General features: G+C 64.4%; 18 protein-coding genes. 8 read left to right on the forward strand and 10 right to left on the reverse strand.

Annotation, left to right across the window (positions count from 1 at the left end; all coding sequences use genetic code 11):
• Positions 1–20: 20 nt before the first annotated feature.
• The 3 genes from K2W81_RS13290 to K2W81_RS13300 form a co-directional block, all read right to left on the reverse strand.
• Positions 21–1,061, reverse strand: a complete 1,041-nt coding sequence (locus tag K2W81_RS13290; protein ID WP_294105069.1) for an enoyl-CoA hydratase/isomerase family protein — start codon at positions 1,059–1,061, stop codon at positions 21–23.
• A 181-nt stretch (positions 1,062–1,242) separates the two neighbouring features.
• The gene (locus K2W81_RS13295; RefSeq protein ID WP_294105071.1) at positions 1,243–2,388 is read right to left on the reverse strand and encodes an acyl-CoA dehydrogenase family protein; all 1,146 of its coding nucleotides are present in this window, start codon (positions 2,386–2,388) and stop codon (positions 1,243–1,245) included.
• Positions 2,388–3,344: a polysaccharide deacetylase family protein gene (locus tag K2W81_RS13300; protein WP_294105073.1), complete on the reverse strand. Its 957-nt coding sequence runs from the start codon at positions 3,342–3,344 to the stop codon at positions 2,388–2,390. The genes K2W81_RS13295 and K2W81_RS13300 overlap by 1 nt, the downstream gene beginning before the upstream one ends.
• Before the next feature lie 171 nt (positions 3,345–3,515).
• Between K2W81_RS13300 and K2W81_RS13305 the strand changes: the two genes are divergently transcribed.
• The 3 genes from K2W81_RS13305 to K2W81_RS13315 all read left to right on the forward strand — a co-directional run bounded on the left by K2W81_RS13305 (position 3,516) and on the right by K2W81_RS13315 (position 6,595).
• Positions 3,516–4,568, forward strand: a complete 1,053-nt coding sequence (locus tag K2W81_RS13305) for a helix-turn-helix domain-containing protein (protein ID WP_294105075.1) — start codon at positions 3,516–3,518, stop codon at positions 4,566–4,568.
• A gap of 95 nt (positions 4,569–4,663) precedes the next feature.
• Positions 4,664–5,467 carry a sterol desaturase family protein gene (locus tag K2W81_RS13310; RefSeq protein WP_294105077.1) on the forward strand — a complete coding sequence of 268 codons (804 nt, stop codon included), beginning with the start codon at positions 4,664–4,666 and terminating at the stop codon, positions 5,465–5,467.
• Between the two features lie 291 nt (positions 5,468–5,758).
• Positions 5,759–6,595 (forward strand): alpha/beta fold hydrolase, encoded by an 837-nt coding sequence (locus K2W81_RS13315; RefSeq protein ID WP_294105078.1) that lies wholly within the window; start codon positions 5,759–5,761, stop codon positions 6,593–6,595.
• 99 nt (positions 6,596–6,694) lie between these two features.
• Here K2W81_RS13315 and metH read toward each other — a convergent pair whose 3' ends face one another.
• The 4 genes from metH to K2W81_RS13335 all read right to left on the reverse strand — a co-directional run bounded on the left by metH (position 6,695) and on the right by K2W81_RS13335 (position 12,431).
• Positions 6,695–9,298, reverse strand: a complete 2,604-nt coding sequence (metH, locus tag K2W81_RS13320; protein WP_294105107.1) for a methionine synthase — start codon at positions 9,296–9,298, stop codon at positions 6,695–6,697.
• Positions 9,299–9,401: 103 nt separating this feature from the next.
• Positions 9,402–10,448 (reverse strand): homocysteine S-methyltransferase family protein, encoded by a 1,047-nt coding sequence (locus tag K2W81_RS13325; RefSeq protein WP_294105079.1) that lies wholly within the window; start codon positions 10,446–10,448, stop codon positions 9,402–9,404.
• A 106-nt stretch (positions 10,449–10,554) separates the two neighbouring features.
• Positions 10,555–11,475: a methylenetetrahydrofolate reductase [NAD(P)H] gene (gene metF / locus K2W81_RS13330; RefSeq protein WP_294105081.1), complete on the reverse strand. Its 921-nt coding sequence runs from the start codon at positions 11,473–11,475 to the stop codon at positions 10,555–10,557.
• The gene (locus K2W81_RS13335) at positions 11,472–12,431 is read right to left on the reverse strand and encodes a metalloregulator ArsR/SmtB family transcription factor (RefSeq protein WP_294105083.1); all 960 of its coding nucleotides are present in this window, start codon (positions 12,429–12,431) and stop codon (positions 11,472–11,474) included. Before K2W81_RS13335 ends, metF begins: the two co-directional genes overlap by 4 nt.
• Positions 12,432–12,566: 135 nt before the next feature.
• Between K2W81_RS13335 and K2W81_RS13340 the strand changes: the two genes are divergently transcribed.
• The 4 genes from K2W81_RS13340 to K2W81_RS13355 are packed head-to-tail and all read left to right on the forward strand — an operon-like array spanning position 12,567 to position 14,220.
• On the forward strand, positions 12,567–12,854 hold the full coding sequence (locus tag K2W81_RS13340) for a hypothetical protein (RefSeq protein ID WP_294105085.1): 288 nt from the start codon (positions 12,567–12,569) through the stop codon (positions 12,852–12,854).
• A complete protein-coding gene (locus K2W81_RS13345) occupies positions 12,851–13,033 on the forward strand; it encodes a hypothetical protein (protein ID WP_294105088.1) in 183 nt (60 codons plus the stop codon). The genes K2W81_RS13340 and K2W81_RS13345 overlap by 4 nt, the downstream gene beginning before the upstream one ends.
• Positions 13,033–13,977 carry an aldo/keto reductase gene (locus tag K2W81_RS13350; protein ID WP_294105094.1) on the forward strand — a complete coding sequence of 315 codons (945 nt, stop codon included), beginning with the start codon at positions 13,033–13,035 and terminating at the stop codon, positions 13,975–13,977. The genes K2W81_RS13345 and K2W81_RS13350 overlap by 1 nt, the downstream gene beginning before the upstream one ends.
• 27 nt (positions 13,978–14,004) lie before the next feature.
• On the forward strand, positions 14,005–14,220 hold the full coding sequence (locus K2W81_RS13355; RefSeq protein WP_294105095.1) for a hypothetical protein: 216 nt from the start codon (positions 14,005–14,007) through the stop codon (positions 14,218–14,220).
• Here K2W81_RS13355 and K2W81_RS13360 read toward each other — a convergent pair.
• The 3 genes from K2W81_RS13360 to K2W81_RS13370 all read right to left on the reverse strand — a co-directional run bounded on the left by K2W81_RS13360 (position 14,217) and on the right by K2W81_RS13370 (position 16,716).
• The gene (locus K2W81_RS13360) at positions 14,217–14,576 is read right to left on the reverse strand and encodes a tetratricopeptide repeat protein (protein WP_294105096.1); all 360 of its coding nucleotides are present in this window, start codon (positions 14,574–14,576) and stop codon (positions 14,217–14,219) included. The genes K2W81_RS13355 and K2W81_RS13360 overlap by 4 nt on opposite strands.
• Before the next feature lie 114 nt (positions 14,577–14,690).
• The gene (locus K2W81_RS13365; protein ID WP_294105098.1) at positions 14,691–15,131 is read right to left on the reverse strand and encodes a PH domain-containing protein; all 441 of its coding nucleotides are present in this window, start codon (positions 15,129–15,131) and stop codon (positions 14,691–14,693) included.
• 199 nt (positions 15,132–15,330) lie between these two features.
• Positions 15,331–16,716 carry a short-chain fatty acyl-CoA regulator family protein gene (locus K2W81_RS13370; protein WP_294105100.1) on the reverse strand — a complete coding sequence of 462 codons (1,386 nt, stop codon included), beginning with the start codon at positions 16,714–16,716 and terminating at the stop codon, positions 15,331–15,333.
• A gap of 185 nt (positions 16,717–16,901) precedes the next feature.
• Between K2W81_RS13370 and aceA the strand changes: the two genes are divergently transcribed.
• On the forward strand, positions 16,902–17,991 hold a 1,090-nt coding region (gene aceA, locus K2W81_RS13375), incomplete at its 3' end, for an isocitrate lyase (RefSeq protein ID WP_294105102.1).

The following is a 17,991-nucleotide window of genomic DNA, read 5'->3' on the forward strand; positions in this document are numbered from 1 at the left end:
GGCCGGGGTGACGGATAAGGTCAGGAGGGCGTCCACCCCGCGCCCTCGGGCATCGCCGCAAAGATCGCGTCGAGCATCGCGTCGCTTACCCCTTCGGGCGTTGCCGGGTCCCAGACGGGCGCATTATCCTTGTCGACGATGAGCGCGCGCACGCCTTCGATGAAATCGTGGGTGTGGACCATGCGTGCGCCGATGGCATATTCATGGGCCATCTCGGTGGCGAAGTCGGGCATCGCGCCGCCTTCGCGGAGCTGGCGGAAAGCGACCGCCATCGACAGCGGCGATTTGGTGCGCAGCGTCGCGGCCTGCTTTGCCGCCCAGTCGGTGCCATCAGCCTCGATCGCGGCGATGATTGCAGCGACGCTCTCGCCGCCGAACAGCCGCTCGATATGCGTGCGTTCCTCGACGATGCGGGCGATCGGGGCGCCGACGCCAAGCGACTTCAGCGTTGCGAAAATGTCGGTGCTGTCGTGCAGCGCGTCGATCGCGCCCGGCACGACTTCGGCCGCCATGTAATGCGTCGCGAGGCCCAGCGCCAAACACTCCGCCCCGTCGAGCCGCGCGCCGGTGAGCGCGAGATACATGCCGACATGGCCGCCGAGCCGCGACAGATACCAGCCACCGCCGACATCGGGGAACAGCCCGATCCCGGTCTCAGGCATCGCGAACCGCGTATTCTGCGTCGCGACGCGGTAGCGGCAGGGCAGCGAAATGCCGACGCCGCCACCCATCGTGATCCCGTCCATGATCGCCATCGTCGGCTTGGGATAGGTGAACAGCGCGTGGTTCATCCGGTATTCGGCGTGGAAGAACGCGCGCGCCTCTGACCCATCGCCCTGCCCGCTTTCCGCAAGCATGCGAATGTCGCCACCGGCGCAGAAGCCGCGCCCTTCCGCATGGTCGAACACCACCGCGGCAATATCATCGTCGCCCGCGAATTCGGCGAGGGCACCCAGGATCGCCACGCACATCGCGTGGTTGAGCGCATGGATCGCCTTTGGCCGGTTGAGCCGGATGCGACCGAGACGGCCTTGCTTGTCGATGATGACGTCGGTGGTCATGTTGGTCGTGCTCAGTCGTTAAAAAGAAAAATTGGTTCACGCGAAGGGCGCAAAGAACAAGAAGGGCGCGGAGATGTTCGTAATCATCTTGCTGCCGCAGGCATCAAGATGATTGATTCAGCTACGCGTCTCGACCGATACTAACCTCTTCGCGCTCTTCGCGTGAACCGACTTCTTTACCTCACTGCCGCGTCAGCTCGCGGCCGACGATCATGCGCATCACTTGATTGGTGCCCTCGAGGATCGAATGCACCCGCAGGTCGCGCCAGAAGCGCTCGATCGGATAATCCATCAGATAGCCATAGCCGCCATGCAATTGCAGCGCGCGGTCGACCACCGCGCTGCCGGTATCGGTCGCGAGCCGCTTGGCCATCGCGGCAAAGCGCGTCTTGTCGGGCGCGTTGGCGGTCACCTTGGCGGCGGCCATGTAGAGCAGCGCGCGCGCGGCCTCCAACTCGGTCGCCATGTCGGCAAGCATGAACTGGGTGTTCTGGAAATCGCTGATCGCGGTCCCAAACTGCTTGCGATCCTTGGTGTAATTGATCGCCTCGTCGAGACACCGTTGCGCCCCACCGAGCGAGCAAGCACCGATGTTCAGCCGCCCGCCGTCGAGCCCCATCATCGCGATCCGGAACCCTTCGCCTTCGCCGCCGACGCGGTTTTCGACCGGCACGCGCACTTCTTCGAGGATCACCTGCCGGGTCGGCTGCGAATGCCAGCCGAGTTTGCGCTCATTCGCGCCGAACGACACGCCCGGCATGTCCTTTTCGATGACGAGGCACGAAATGCCCTTCGGCCCATCCTCGCCGGTGCGGACCATCGTGACGTAAATGTCGTTCTCGCCCGCGCCGCTGATGAACTGCTTGGTGCCGGTGACGACATAATGGTCGCCGTCCAGCACCGCCTTGGTCTTGAGCGCCGCCGCATCCGAGCCCGATCCCGGCTCGGTCAGGCAATAGCTCGCGACCGTGTCCATCGTCACCAGCGAGGGCAGATATTTGTCCTTCACCGTCTGGCTGCCGAAGCGATCAATCATCCACGCGGCCATGTTGTGAATGGAGATAAACGCACTGGTCGACGGACAGCCATAGGCCATCGCTTCCATGATCAGCGCGGCTTCGAGCCGACCGAGATTGATGCCGCCCGACTCCTCCGACACATAGATCGCCGCGAAACCAAGCTCAGCCGCCGCCTTGATCGTATCGCGCGGAAAAATATGCTTTTCGTCCCATTCGCCCGCGTGCGGCGTGATCCGGTCGGCGGTGAATTTGCGCGCCAGATCCTGAATCTCGCGCTGATCGTCGGTAAGGTCGAACTGGGTGGTCATCATTGGCCCTTCAGGACGCGCGAGGCGAACAATTCGGTGAGGACTGTTTCGTCGGTGCGTGGATCGATCAAATCCCTTGGCGTACGTCCGGCATCCTGCGCAAGCGCGGCAACGCGACCGCCATTGGTGAACCAGCCATCGGGCTCGCGCGTGGCAATCGGATCGCGATAGGCAGCGTCCATCGAAACAATCTCCCAGCCGTCCTTGCGCAGCTCCGCAACGACGGCGCCGATGAACATCGCATTCAAGTCGGTCTCGTGGAGCAACAATATCTGAATGGGCTGGCGACCGAGCGCGTCGAGGGCGACGCGATCATAGAAGTTGGCCGCGCCCACCAGCGTTTCGACATAGAGGGTGCGCAGAGCCGACATGTCGATCTGCTGACCGGCCTGCCTCGCCTTGGTCATCAACGCATCGATGTGCCAGTCGTAATTGTCGATCGTCACATAGCCGTTGGCGAGGCCACGTGCCGCAAGAGCCGCGCGAACTTCGGCGCGCTTGGCAAGATCGCGCCGCCCCTCATCGAGAAAAGGGAAGCGATACCAAGGGCGATAGCCGGGACGATCCTTGAGCCAGGCGGCGGCACGGTCGATGTCGGCAATATAATCCAATGTCGGCGTACGCGATAACCAGAGGTGGCTGTAGCTGTGATTGCCGATGACATGGCCCGCGCGAACATAGCGCGCAATTCGCGCTTCGCCCCCCTTGCCGTCCGGCTTTTCCAAATTGCCGGGCGTAACGAAAAAAGCGACTTGCTGGACTCGAGCCCTGCGTAGCGCAGCGATGAGCCGCGTCGTACGGTCTTCTGGCGTGTAGAAGCCGCCGGCCTGGCGCGGCACGTCATCGAAGCTGAGCGCGATCCGCTTCTGTGCTGTCGCCGGTATCGCGAGCAAAAATCCGGCGATCAGGGCAATCAGGCACTTGCTGATCGCCAACCCGCGGACCCGATCGACCACCGACTGCCGTTCCGGGATTCGCCTTTGATCCTCCGGAAAGTCGAACAATTCGCAAGGTCGAATTAGGGGTTTGAGGTCGAACTCGATCATGGCGTCAGGCTTTACCGCTCTCCTCGATCGATTCCCAGTCCCCGTGGACGGCCCGGTGTGCCCCCGGCATAAGGCACCGCCATGGAGCGGCTGATCATCATCGACAGTGCGATTCGGCTGCTGGCGATCGGCCAGTTGCTGCTGATGGCGCTGGTGATTGGCCGGGGCAAGGCGCCGCGCGCGATCCGGATCGCGACGGCCGCGTTGCTGGTCTGCATCTGCGCCTATCTGCTGCTCGCCACACCGGTTCGCTTGCCCCAACGCGGCCCATTCTGGGCGATCGTCCAGTTGGCGGCGCAAGCGACGCCGACGATGCTATGGGTGTTCGCCCATATGCTGTTCGAGCGGCGGATCGACCGCCGGGTACTGGCGATCAGCGTGGTCATCCTCGTCAGTTGCTGGATCGGCTTTGGCCTTGCCGGACCGGACGAGAATGGCCTGGGGCTCTGGCTCGGCGTGCTCCAGCGCGGCACCTCGCTGATCCTGACCGCCCATGCGATGCGGATCGCGTTTCAGGAGCGCGGCGACGATCTGATCGAGAAGCGGCGGCGGCTGCGGGTCGGCTTCGTGATCGTCGTCGGCATTCTTGCCGTGATGGTGCTGGTGATCGAGATGATCTTCGGCTTCCGCCATACTGGCGCGGTCGTCACATTGCCGCAGGCGGTCGCGATTTTGCTCGCCACGATGGCGATGGGCGCGGCCCTGTTGCAAAGCGACCCCGACCTGCTGTTCGATCCCGCCGCGCCTGCCGAAACCCCACCCGCGCCGACGCTGAGCCCGTCGGAGCAGGTGTTGAAGCAAAAGCTCGACGCGGTGATGGCGGGCGGCATCCACCGCGAGACGGGCCTCACGATTGGCCTGCTCGCGCAACGGCTCAGCGTACCCGAGCATCGTCTGCGCGCGCTGATCAACCAGCGGCTCGGCTATCGCAATTTCTCCGCCTTCCTCAACCACCACCGCATCGCCGAAGCCAAGGCGAAGCTGGCCGATCCCGCGCATGTCGATCTGCCGATTCTGACGATTGCGATGGACCTGGGCTATGGCAGCCTTGCCCCCTTCAACCGCGCGTTTCGTGAGGATGTCGGACAGGCGCCGAGCGACTATCGCCGCCGCGCCTTTGCTGAAAAAAGCTGATCGATTTCGAAATCGATCCGGCTATTGCGGGAACGTCGCGACCGCAGCATCGGTCGACGATAGAGCGATTCGGGTAATTCCACGGAGTATTGGACGTGATCGAAACGCTTTTTCTGATCGGCGAACGGCTGCTGCACAGCTTCGAAATCGAATTCATCCGCTACATCATCGGGGCGGCGGGGATTGCCATCCTCTATTGGCTCATCCAGCGCGCGATTGCGCATCGCCGTATCCAGAACCGCGTGGCGACACGGGCTGAGCGGTTGCGCGAATTCCGCCAGTCGGTGGAAACGATCGCGGTCTTCTCCGTCGTCAACCTGTTGACCTTCGCGATGTTTCGCGCTGGCTGGATCCCGGTCAATCGCGGCGCGCCCGAACTGGTGATCCTGGTCCCGCAGATCATCGCGATGGTGCTGCTGCACGACACCTGGTTCTATTGGATGCACCGCACGCTGCACCTGAAGCTGCTGTTCCGGCGGGGCCATGCCGCGCACCACCTGAGCCGCACGCCGACCAGTTGGGCCGCCTACAGCTTCGCACCGATCGAGGCGGTGTTCGAAAGCATCTACATCCCGGTCATGTTCGTCGCGATCAGCTGGGTCGCGCCGATTCAGCCGTGGTCGGTGTTCATCTTCCTCGGCCACCAGATTGCGCGCAATGTCTTCGGTCATTCGGGGTTCGAGCTGGCTTGGCCGGGCTTCACGCGCTCACGCTTGACCGGGTGGCTGACGACGACGACGCACCACGACCTGCACCATACCGAGGGGCGCTATAATTTCGGGCTCTATTTCACCTGGTGGGACCGGATGATGGGCACCGAGCATCCGAAATATCACGAGCGGTTCGAGGGCGTGGTCGGGCGGCGCGCGGTGGCGACCGGCGGGGCGGAGCTAGCGTAGCCCTCCCATCGCGTCACCCCGGCCTCGTGCCGGGGCCCACCCCTCGGCAAGTGAGCCGATTGAGACTTGAGCGTCTCGTCCGGCTGCCCGGTGGCCCCCGGCACAAGGCCGGGGTGACGGTGAGGAGAAGAGTTGTGGCGGCTTTCGGCCGAGTTACTGTCGCATAAACATATCTTTCGATTACATTGTGATAGATGCCGGAAAACTCCAACCTTGGCGAAAGTGCAAATGTCCTTACCGGCAGAAAGGCGATCATCCCTAACGTGGCGAACGCGATTGGGCTGGATGGGGATGCTGGCTCTGATTGCTGGACTTGTCGGCATCTGGGTTGTTGGTTCGGCGATGACTGGCGCGACCAACGCGGCGGTTGAACCTGCCCCCGCGCCCGCCACCGAAATCCGGCTGACAACATCGGATCAGGTCGAGATCGCTGCGAGTTACTGGAAGGCTGACGATTCCACCGCCCCGGCCATTATCTTGCTGCACGGCAACGGCGGCAATCGGCGAGACATGCTCGATATGGCAACGTGGCTGGCAGGCGAAGGCTATTCCGTCCTGTCCATCGACATGCGCGGACATGGCCAATCCAGTCCAAGCAGCAAAAGCTTCGGCTATCTCGAAGCCCGTGATGCCCATGCCGCCCTCGCGTGGCTCAGGCAGCAGCACCCTGCGAGCAAGCTGGGGGCCATCGGTTTCTCTCTGGGCGGTGCGGCCAGCGTTCTTGGTGACAAGGGGCCACTTGACGTCGACGCTCTTGTGATGATGTCGGTCTATCCTGACATTCGCACGGCCATTTTCAATCGCATCGAAGCCGTCGCCGGGACCCTGCCAGCAACGGCGATCGAACCGATGCTAAGCTATCAGTCCATTCCGCGCTACGGTGTTGGGCCGGACAAATTGTCTCCCCTCGCAGCCCTGAACAAGGTTCGCGTTCCGGTGATGCTGGTCGGGGGAGAGCTCGACGCATACACTCCGCCCGCTGAGACTGAAGCCATGTACCGGGCAGCACCGCCGGGAAGCGAGTGGTGGATCCTGGGAGGTCTGGGGCACGATGAAGTGGTTCGCGCTACTGACCCTGCGTTTCGTCAGAAGCTCAAGGCCTATCTTGCTCGCAGCCTAACCCGATAGAGCGCAAGATGCATGGGCTGGTTCGCGGATTGACCAAACGCACCGGCGAAACACGAAGGGTTGCCTCACATTCCAGACATTCCCGCCAAGGCCCGCCCCCTAATCCAAATTCGGCCGCAGCCAGCGTTCCGCCGTCTTGAGGTCCACCCCGCGCCGCGCGGCGTAATCCGCGACCTGATCCGGGCCGATCCGCGCGACGCCGAAATATTCGCTCTGCGGGTGCGCGAAATAATAGCCCGACACCGCCGCCGTCGGCAGCATCGCGAAGCTTTCGGTCAGCGAGACGCCGGTCGCGTGGTGCGCGTCGAGCAGCTTGAACAGGATCGGCTTGGTGCTGTGATCGGGGCACGCCGGATAGCCCGGCGCCGGGCGGATGCCGCGATATTGTTCCTTGATCAGCGCGTCGGGGGTCAGCTGCTCGCCCGCCGCATAGCCCCATAAATCAGTCCGGACATGCGCGTGGAGCCGCTCGGCAAAGGCCTCGGCGAAACGATCCGCGAGCGCCTTGAGCAGGATGTCGGAGTAATCGTCGATCGCCGCCTTGAACTTGGCGAGGTGCGGCTCGATGCCGTGGATCGAGACCGCAAAGCCGCCAATCCAGTCGCCGTCGTGATCGATGAAATCAGCAAGGCACATGTTCGCCCGCCCCTCACGCTTGGCGATCTGCTGGCGCAGGAAAGGGAGCCGCACGTGATCCTCGTTGTCGAGGTGGAGCATCACATCGTCGCCGTCGCGCGCACACGGCCAGAAGCCGCAGACGCCGCGCGCGGTGAGCCATTTCTGGTCGATGATCTTCGCCAGCATCGCCTGCGCGTCGGCGAACAGCGAGCGCGCGCTTTCGCCGACGATCTTGTCGTCGAGGATCGCGGGGTAATTACCCGCCAGCTCCCACGCGCGGAAGAAGGGCGTCCAGTCGATATATTGCGCGAGGTCGGCGAGGTCCCAGTCGCGGAAGACATGCACGCCGGGCTGCTTCGGCGCCGGCGCCTTCAGGCTCATGTCGGCGTCGAAGCCATTGTCGCGCGCGCGTTCGATCGGGAAGAGCTCGTTCTGCCCCTTGCCCTCGCGCGCGGCGCGCACGGCGGCGTATTCGGCGTCGGTCTTGACGACAAAATCGTCGCGGATCGTGTCGCTGACAAGCGTGGTCGCCACCCCGACCGCGCGGCTTGCGTCGAGCACATGCACCACCGGGCCCTTGTACGCGGGCGCGATCCGCAGCGCGGTATGAACCTTCGAGGTCGTCGCGCCGCCGATCAGCAGCGGCATCGTCATGCCCGCGCGGGTCATCTCCTCGGCCACCGTCACCATCTCGTCGAGCGAAGGCGTAATCAGCCCCGACAGGCCGATCATGTCGGCGTCATTCTCGACCGCGGACTCGAGGATCTTCGTCCACGGCACCATCACGCCCAGATCGACGACGTCGAAACCATTGCACTGGAGCACGACGCCGACGATGTTCTTGCCGATATCATGCACGTCGCCCTTGACGGTCGCCATGATGATCTTGCCCTTGCCCTTGGCGCCCGGCTCTTTCGATGCCTCGATATAGGGGAGCAAATGGGCGACGGCCTTCTTCATCACGCGCGCCGATTTCACGACCTGCGGCAGGAACATCTTGCCCGATCCGAACAAGTCGCCGACGACATTCATGCCGTCCATCAACGGACCTTCGATCACTTCGATCGGCTTGGCGAACAGCAGCCGTGCTTCCTCGGTATCATCGACGACAAAGGCGTCGATGCCCTTCACCAGCGCATGTTCGAGCCGCTTGCCGACGGCCCAGCCGCGCCATTCCTCGGCGGCTTTTTCGGCGACCGCATCGGTGCCACGATAACGCTCGGCGAGCGCCACCAGCCGCTCGCCCGCGTCGGCGTCGCGGTTGAGCACGACATCCTCGCACGCGGTGCGCAGCTCGGGGTCGATCGTGTCGTACACGTCAAGCTGCCCAGCGTTGACGATCGCCATGTCCATGCCCGCAGGGATGGCGTGGTAAAGGAACACGCTGTGCATCGCCCGGCGCACCGGCTCGTTGCCGCGGAAGCTGAACGACAGGTTCGACAAACCGCCCGAGATATGGACGTGCGGGCAACGCGCCTTGATCTCACGGCACGCCTCGATGAAGTCGACCGCGTAATTGTTATGCTCCTCGATCCCTGTCGCGACCGCGAACACGTTCGGATCGAAGATGATATCTTCGGGCGGGAAGCCGATGCCGGTGAGCAGCTTGTACGCGCGCTCGCAAATCTCGACTTTGCGGGCTTGCGTGTCGGCTTGGCCGACTTCGTCGAACGCCATCACGACGACGGCGGCGCCGTAATTCATCACCTTGCGCGCTTGGTCGAGGAACTGCGCTTCGCCTTCCTTCATGCTAATCGAATTGACGATCGGCTTACCGGAAACGCACTTCAGCCCGGCCTCGATCACGCTCCACTTCGAGCTGTCGATCATGAAGGGGATGCGCGCGATATCGGGCTCGGCAGCGATCAGCTTGAGGAAGGTCGTCATCGCTTGGGTGCCGTCGAGCAGCCCCTCGTCCATGTTGACGTCGAGCACCTGCGCGCCGCTTTCGACCTGCTGGCGCGCGACTTCGACCGCGGCGGGATAGTCGCCGGCCATGATCAGCTTCTTGAACTTGGCAGAGCCAGTGACGTTGGTGCGTTCACCGATGTTGACGAATTGGGCGGTCGAAATCTGGTTCACAATTTTCTGTCCGTTCGTGTCGAGCGCAGTCGAGACACCACGCGCATCGCTTGCCGCCCGCCCCTCGACTTTGCTCGGGACGAACGCTGTTGTTTGGTTCGTTCGCTCAGGCCGCCATCGTCATCGGCTCAAGCCCCGCGAGCCGCGTCACGACCGGCTGGGCAGGCATCGCGCGGACGGGAAGCCCGGCGACCGACCTGGCAATTGCGGCGATATGCGCAGGCGTCGAGCCGCAGCAACCGCCGAGGATGTTGACTTGCCCCGCTTCGGCCCATTCATGGACCAGCGCTGCGGTTTCCTCGGGCAGCTCGTCATAAGCGCCGAGTTCGTTGGGCAGGCCCGCATTGGGATAGACCATGATCAACGTGTCGGCGATGGCAGCGAGCGTCTTGACGTGCGGGCGCAACTGCTGCGCGCCGAACGAGCAATTGAGCCCGATCGTCAGCGGCCGCGCATGGCGCACCGCGTGCCAGAACGCCTCAACCGTATGCCCCGACAGGTTCCGCCCCGACAAATCGGTCAGCGTCATCGACAACATGATCGGCACGTCGCGCCCCAGCACTTCGCCTGCCTCGATCACCGCCATGATCCCGGCCTTGGCGTTCAGCGTGTCGAATATCGTTTCGATCAGGATGAAGTCGACCCCACCTTCGAGCAGCGCCATCACCTGTTCGAGATAGACGTCCTTCAGCCCGTCGAAATCGATCTCGCGATACCCCGGGTCGTTGACATCGGGCGACAGCGACAGCGTCTTGTTGGTCGGCCCGATCGCGCCGGCGACGAAGCGCGGGCGCCCGTCCTGCGCGGCGAATTCGTCAGCGACGCGACGCGCGAGCTTGGCGCTTTCCAGATTGATTTCGCGCACCAGATGCTCGGCACCATAATCGGCCTGGCTGATCCGGTTGGCGGAGAAAGTGTTGGTTTCGGCAATATCGGCCCCGGCGGCAAAATAGGCGCGGTGGATCGCTTCGGGCACGTGCGGAGCGGTCAGCGCGAGGATGTCGTTGTTGCCCTTCTGGTCGTGGCCGAGCTTGAGGTCGCCCGCATAATCGGCCTCGGCGAGCTTCCAGTTCTGGATTTCGGTGCCGAACGCGCCGTCGGTGATCAGGATGCGCTGAGCAGCTTGCGCGAGCAGGGTTTCACGTGGGGTCATATCTAAGTCCAATTTTTCAAACCGTTCGTGTCGAGCGCAGTCGAGACACCGCGCTGGTCGCTTGTGGCCCGTCCCTCGACTTCGCTCGGGACGAACGGGGTGCGGGCTATGCCGCCACCGCCCGCAAGCCCAGCAAATGGCAGATCGCAAAGCTCAGCTCGGCGCGGTTGAGCGTGTAGAAGTGGAATTGCCGCACGCCGCCGGCATAAAGCTTGCGGCACAGCTCGGCGGCGAGCGTGGCCGCGATCAACTGGCGGCTGGTCGGGTGATCGTCGAGCCCGTCGAACAACCGCCCGAGCCACGGCGGCACATCGGTGCCGCACATCGCCGACATCCGCTTGATGCTGGCAAAGTTGGTCACGGGCATGATCCCCGGCACCATTTCGGCATCGATCCCGGCGGCGGCGGCGCGGTCGCGGAAGCGGAAGAAGGTTTCGGGTTCGAAGAAAAACTGGGTGATCCCGCGCGTCGCGCCCGCATCGAGCTTGCGCTTCAGATTGTCGAGATCATCGGCATCGTCGCGCGAATTGGGGTGACGTTCGGGATAGGCGGCCGTCGAAATCTCGAACGGGTGAAGCTTCTTCAAGCCCGCCGTCAGATCGGCGGCATTGGTATAGCCGTCCGGGTGCGGGACAAACGCATCGGCCCCCGGCGCATCGCCACGCAAAGCCACGATATGCCGCACGCCCGCTTCCCAATAGGCGTGCGCGATCTCGGCAATCTCGGCCTTCGATGCCTCGACGCAGGTCAGATGCGCGGCGGCCGCCATCGGCGTTTCGCTTTGGATGCGCGCGACGGTCGCGTGGGTGCGCTCGCGCGTCGTCCCGCCTGCGCCATAAGTGACCGACACGAAGCGCGGGCCGAATGGCTCGAGCGTCTTGACCGTTTCCCACAGCGCTTCTTCCATCTTCTCGGTCTTGGGCGGGAAGAATTCGAAGCTCACTTCGGCGTCGCCCGCCAGATCGGCAAAGAGGGGCGCATCGAGCGCGCGGCGCGCTTCCTCGAGCTGGGGAACCGACATGTTCATGCTGCAATTGCCTCTTTGAGCGGGCTACCGGCTTTGCGGCCGAGCCAGAGTTTGACCGTGAGTTCGCCGCCGCCGAGCGTTTCGGTGCGCACCGGCGCGAGGCCTGCGGCGGCGAACCAGCCGAGGATTTGCTCGTCCGAAAAGCCCAACCGGGTATGCCCTTCGCTCGCGCGGAATTCCTCGCGCTCATGCGGCGCGAAATCGGCGATCAGCAGCCGGCCGCTCGGCGCCAGCACGCGCGCGGCCTCGGCAATCGCGGCGCCGGGCTGCTGCGCGAAATGGAGGACGTGGTGGATGATCGCGGCGTCGGCGCCGCCGTCGGCCATCGGGAGCGCATAGAGATCGGCCTGACGCAGCTCGGCGTTGAGCAGCCCGCGCTCGGCAAGCTTGGCGCGCGCGAGTCGCAGCATTTCGGACGAGCGATCAATCCCGAGCGCGCTCTTGGCGAGCGGGGCGAAGAGTTCGAGCATCCGGCCCGTGCCCGTGCCGATGTCGATCAAGGTCGCGATCGGTGCGTCGCCCAAAATCTGGCGCATCACCGATTCGACGTCGCTTTCGGCAATGTGCAGCGACCGGATCGCATCCCACTGCCCCGCATTGGCTTCGAACCAGGCGTTCGCCGCCGCCGCGCGATCGGCCCGCACCGCCGCCAATCGAGCCGCATCGGCGACCGCCCAGTGATCGCTCTCGCGCGAGCGCCAGCTATCGATCGCGGCCATCGCGGGCGCCACCAATGCGCGCTCACCCAGCGCCACAAACACCCAGCTGCCTTCCTTGCGCCGTTCAGCGAGCCCCGCGTCACACAGAATCTTCACATGGCGCGACACGCGCGGCTGGCTTTGCCCAAGCACTTGCGCGAGCTCGCCGACCGACAGCTCCATCGTCTGGATCAGCGCCATGATGCGCAGCCGCGTCGCATCGGCGAGGGCACGGAAGATTTCGAGCGCAAGCATCATCGGATCACGATATAAAGATATCTTTATATGAATGCAACGGTGATCACGGCGATCACGGCCATTGCGCGCGTCTGGACCCCGGATTAGCGTCCGCGCGTTACCGCCTCACCGATAAACGCGACAAGGATCTGGTTAATGAAAAAGCTTGCCGCCCTGCTGGCACTCCCCCTGGCGATCGGGCTCGCCGCGTGCAGCCCCAAGGCGCAGAACGAAACCGCCGAAGCCGCCGATGCGATCACGGCGGACGCCAATGCGACGATGTCCGAAGCGACCAAAGACGTCGACGCCGCTGGCGACCGCGCGCTGGGCGGCATGGACAATGCGGTCGACACGGTCGGCAATACGATCGACGACGCCACGGCGAAGGGCAAGGAAAAGGCCAGCCAGGGCCTGCGCGACGCCAGCAACGCGATCGATCGATGAAGGCCGCAGCCGCCCTGGTATTGCTCGCGCTGCTCGGCGGCTGCGGATCGACCGCCGCCGACCCGAGCGGCGTCAGCGCCACCGAAGCGAGCCAGCTCAACGATGCCGCCGCGATGCTGGACGCAAACAGCGTGTCGGCAGAGGCCGTCGGCGCCAATCAGGCCGGGGAGGCCAAGTGATGACACGACAGCTAGGCGCAACCGATCTCGACATCGCGCCGCTGGTGCTCGGTGGCAATGTGTTCGGCTGGACCGCCGACAAGGCCGCGAGCTCTGCCGTGCTCGATGCCTTTGTCGCCGGGGGCGGGACGATGATCGACACCGCTGATGTCTATTCGGCGTGGGCGCCGGGCCATCAAGGCGGCGAATCCGAAAGCGTGATCGGCGATTGGCTGCGCAGCAGCGGCAAGCGCGGCGCGGTGCAGATTGCGACCAAAGTCGGGATGCTGCCCGGCGAAGGCGGCGCCAAGCTGGCGCCTGCGCGCATCGCGGCGGCGTGCGACGCGTCGCTCAAGCGGCTCGGCATCGAGACGATCGACCTGTATTTCGCGCATCAGGATGACGATGATGTGCCGCAGGAGGACGTGCTCGGTGCGTTCGCGCGGCTGATCGACGCGGGCAAGGTCCGCGCGCTCGGCGCATCGAATTTCCACGCCGCGCGGCTTAAGTCGGCGCACGACTTGGCGATGGCGCATGGCCTGCCGAGCTATCACGTGCTCCAGCCCGAATATAATCTCGTCAGCCGCCACAAGTTCGAAGGCGAGCTGCAGGATTATTGCGTCACGCATAACATCGGCGTGGTGCCCTATTACGGCCTCGCCTCGGGCTTTCTGACCGGCAAATATCGCAGCGCCGACGATCTCGGCAAAAGCGTGCGCGGCGGGCGGATGGCGCCGCTGCTCGAGGGCAAGGGCCAGGCAGTGCTGAGCGCCATGGATGCAGTGGCGGAGGAGACCGGCGCGACGCTCGCGCAGATCGCGCTGGCGTGGCTAGCGGCGCAACCGGGCGTGACGGCGCCGATCGCGAGCGCGACGAGCGCCCCGCAGGTCGAGGAATTGCTCGGCGCAATGGCGCTCGAGCTGACGCATGAGCAGCTCGAGCGCCTGACGGTCGCGGGGGTTTAGGGAGGCCGCACTTCGTTCGCCGCGCTGATGGATTGGGGTGATCGCTGGCAGCCGCTGGCCGAAGGCCCGCCGACCTGTGCCGAGCACCGCGGCTGTGGCGGCGCGGTGCATGCGCGATTGGTGTGCGAAGGCTGCGGCGCCGAGGTCGACGCCGCAGCAGTGAAGGCCACCGCCGGGCCGGGCGTCGCCGCGCACAAGGGCACGGCCGTGCTCGGTCGCCTGGCGTTGCGCGCGAGCGACTAGCGCAGTTTGGCGAGCGGCGTCGGGGCCATTTTGGCAAGCTCGCGCCGCGCCATTGCATGCATGGTCGTGACGGTATTGCCGATTTCGATTTCTTCGTCAGGCAGCTGCAACATGCGCTGATAGAGCGCGCGCGCGGCTTCGGGGCGATTGGTGCGGCGATAAACGATCGCCAGATTGAGTGTCAGGTCGCCGTCCCACGCAAACAGCTTGCGCTGTCGGTCAATCAGCGCTTCGGCGGCGACATAATCGCCGCGCATGATTTCTTCAGATCCGTTCGAATTGCTTTTGGCCGCATGCGCGAGGCTAGCATCCCCGAGCGCGGCAGCGGCAATCAAGACAAGATGGGTCCACTTCATTGTTCGCGTCTCCCTGAAGCACAGAGGCAGGCCACCAATGTTTCACTTCGGTGACGCTAATGTTTCAGTTTGATGACAGATCGTCAAGTGTCTTGCGACGGGGCGCCGCTGCGGTCAGTTTTCGACGTCGACATCGACCTCGCGGACGCGCCGCAATTGCCGCGCCGCATCGGTAAGGCGCCGGATTTCCTCGCGAATGGCGCGCCCTTGCGGAATATCTGGCAGCACCAGATCGCCACCCGATGTGGTCGCATCGCTCGACCGGATCGTGATCGTGCCGATATCGGTCAGTTGGTTGATCACCGAATAGGCGATCGTCGTGTCCTTGATGCGGTAGAGCTCGATCTCGTCGGTGGTCTTGTTGAGGATGCCGCGCCGGATGATCAGCCGCTGGTCGGTGAGTTCATAGCCGACCGCAATGTTGGTGAGCCAGCGCCAGACGACGATCACCAGTCCGACGCCGATCAGGCACAGCAGTAACGTCCCCCAGCCCGCCAGACTCCCCAACAGCCAGCGCCAGGTGCTCGAACGAAAGGTCGTGACCGATTTTTCCATGGCGTTTCTCCTGTGACCTCCGGGGCTTGGGGTTTCGTTGGCCCACTTCCCCCGTTCGCCCTGAGCTTGTCGAAGGGCCGTTCTTCTTCTGCGATAACGTCGCAAAAGAAGGGCAGTGCTTCGACAAGCTCAGCACGAGCGGGTTGAGGGTGCTTCCACCGAAATCAGCGTTGCCCCAGCGCGAAGCATAGCGCGCCGCTCAATCGGCGGCAAAGCGGATCGGCGACAGCCCGCGTTCGCGCTCGATGACGATCAGCGCGCGGCCAGCAGGCGGCGCCGATCGCTGCGGGCAATCGACGCGCAGGCATTGGCGACAGCCCAGACCAATGGGCGTCGCGTCGCCCGCAAGGTCGATCCCGCGCGCCGCTGCAAGCGGTCCCGCCAGATCGGCCGCAACCCCCAGACCGACCGCGAATTCCGCGCCGGTCGTGCCATAGCGGCGCCCCTGCGGCGTCACCGTGCGCGCCATTGTGAACCAGCGGCTCTCATCCTCAAGTACGACGAGATGGACCGTCAGCGCCCCCGGCCGCTCGAACGCCATGTGCAACCGCCAAAGCGGACAGCGCGCCTCCGCCTCGGCCAGCGGCGCCGCGCTCGCGCCCGAGAAGCGCTTCGACGCCTGCCCCGCGCGGTCGATCCGGACCATGAAGAAGGGCAAGCCGCGCGCGCCAACGCGCTGGAGCGTGGTCAGCCGGTGCGCGACTTGTTCGAACCCTGCACCGAAGCGGCGCTGGAGCAGTTCGATGTCATACCCCGTCGCCTCGCACGCCCGCAGGAAGCGCGCATAGGGCATCATGACGGCCGCAGCGAAATAGCTGAGCAAATGCCGCCGATAGAGCCGCTCGGCCGCACGGTCGGTAAAGGCGCCACCCTTGACCAGCGCCTCGATCTCGGCGCGCCCTTCGATTTGCCCGAGCTGAAAGGCCGCGGCGAACGCGCGCGAGGCCGGGTCGAGCAGTTCGGAGAGCTGCAACTGGCGCGCATGCAGATCGAGCCGGCGCAGCATGTCGGGCATCACTTCGACCGGCAGCACGCGGATCGCGAGCTGGTGCTTGACCCGCAGCCGCTCGGCAATCGCGCCATAGAGGTCACCCGCGCCAAGCCGGAGTTCATCGGCGAGCGCCTCGGCGACCGCGTCAAGATCGGGAAAATGGTTGCGCCAGCGTTCGATCTCGCGGCGGACTTCGGCGACGGGATCGGGCGCGTCACTGGAGCCATGTACGCCGCCGCCGAGCCGGTCATAGGCGCGGGCAAAGGCTTCGGCACCACCCGGCGCCGCAGCGAGCCATTCGGTCAGCTCGGCGCGATCGACCTCCAGATCGGCGAACAGCGGATCGGCCAACCGCCGTCGCAGCGCCGCCTCGCCGCCGCCGGGCTCGCCAACGGCGAGGCTGCGCGCGTCGAAATCGAACTGCTCGGCCAGCCGTACGAGCAGTGTCGCCGAGAGCGGGCGCTGGTTGCGTTCGAGCAGGTTGAGATAGCTCGGCGAGATCGCGAGCATTTCGGCCATGGCGGCTTGAGTGAGTCCCGCCTGCCGCCGCACACGGCGCACGGCATAGCCCGCGAATAGCTTCTGGTCGACCATCGGTATGTACTGGCGCGCGCATTCGAACTTGTAAAGATGTTACAACACGACAGAGATGATGCAGTTTTGCGCGCACAGCCTGACCGCATTTACCCGCGCTTGGCCTCGCCATTGGCCTTGCTGCGGCGCAACAGCGAGCCAATACGACGGTCCGAGCAAGGACCGACCGCGAAAAAGGACTTGCAATGACCTTCGAAGACCTGATTCCCGCCCCGACTGGCCGTTTCGACGGCATCACCCGCCCCTACACGCCCGAAGACGTGGCAAAGCTGCGCGGCTCGGTGCTGGTCGAGCACACGCTGGCGCGCAAGGGTGCGAACAAGCTGTGGGAATTGCTGCAGAACGAAGATTATATCAACGCCCTCGGTGCACTCAGCGGCAACCAGGCGATGCAGATGGTGCGTGCCGGGCTGAAGGCGATTTACCTCTCGGGCTGGCAGGTTGCTGCCGACGCCAACACCGCAGGGGCAATGTATCCCGACCAGTCGCTCTATCCCGCCAACGCCGGGCCGGAGCTCGCGCGGAAAATCAACAACACGCTCCAGCGCGCCGACCAGATCGAGCATAGCGAAGGCGGGGCGAGCCGCGACTGGTTCGCGCCGATCGTCGCCGATGCCGAAGCCGGGTTTGGTGGCCCGCTCAACTGCTTCGAGATCATGAAGGCCTATATCGCTGCGGGTGCCGCCGGCGTGCATTACGAAGACCAGCTCGCGAGCGAGAAGAAGTGCGGCCACCTCGGCGGCAAGGTGCTGATCCCGACGCAGGCACATATCCGCAACCTCGATTCCGCTCGGCTCGCCGCCGACGTGTCGGGCGTGCCGACGATCATCTGCGCGCGCACCGATGCCGAGAGCGCCAAGCTGATCACCAGCGACATTGACGAGCGCGACCATGAATTCCTGACCGGCGAGCGCACCGCCGAGGGTTTCTTCCGCCTGAAGGACGGCACCGGCGTCGATCATTGCATCAAGCGCGGCCTGGCCTTTGCCGAGCATGCCGATCTGCTGTGGTGGGAAACCAGCTACCCCAATCTCGACGACGCGCGCCGCTTCGCCGAGGCGATCAAGAAGCAGTATCCGAACAAGATGCTCGCGTATAACTGCTCGCCGAGCTTCAACTGGGAAGCCAAGCTCGACAAGGACACGATCGCCAAGTTCCAGCGCGAAATCGGCGCGATGGGCTACAAGTTCCAGTTCGTGACGCTCGCCGGCTTCCACCAGCTCAACTACGGCATGTTCGAGCTGGCGCGCGGTTACAAGGATCGCGGCATGGCGG

This window comes from Sphingomonas sp. (assembly GCF_019749955.1).
GTDB lineage: Bacteria > Pseudomonadota > Alphaproteobacteria > Sphingomonadales > Sphingomonadaceae > Sphingomonas.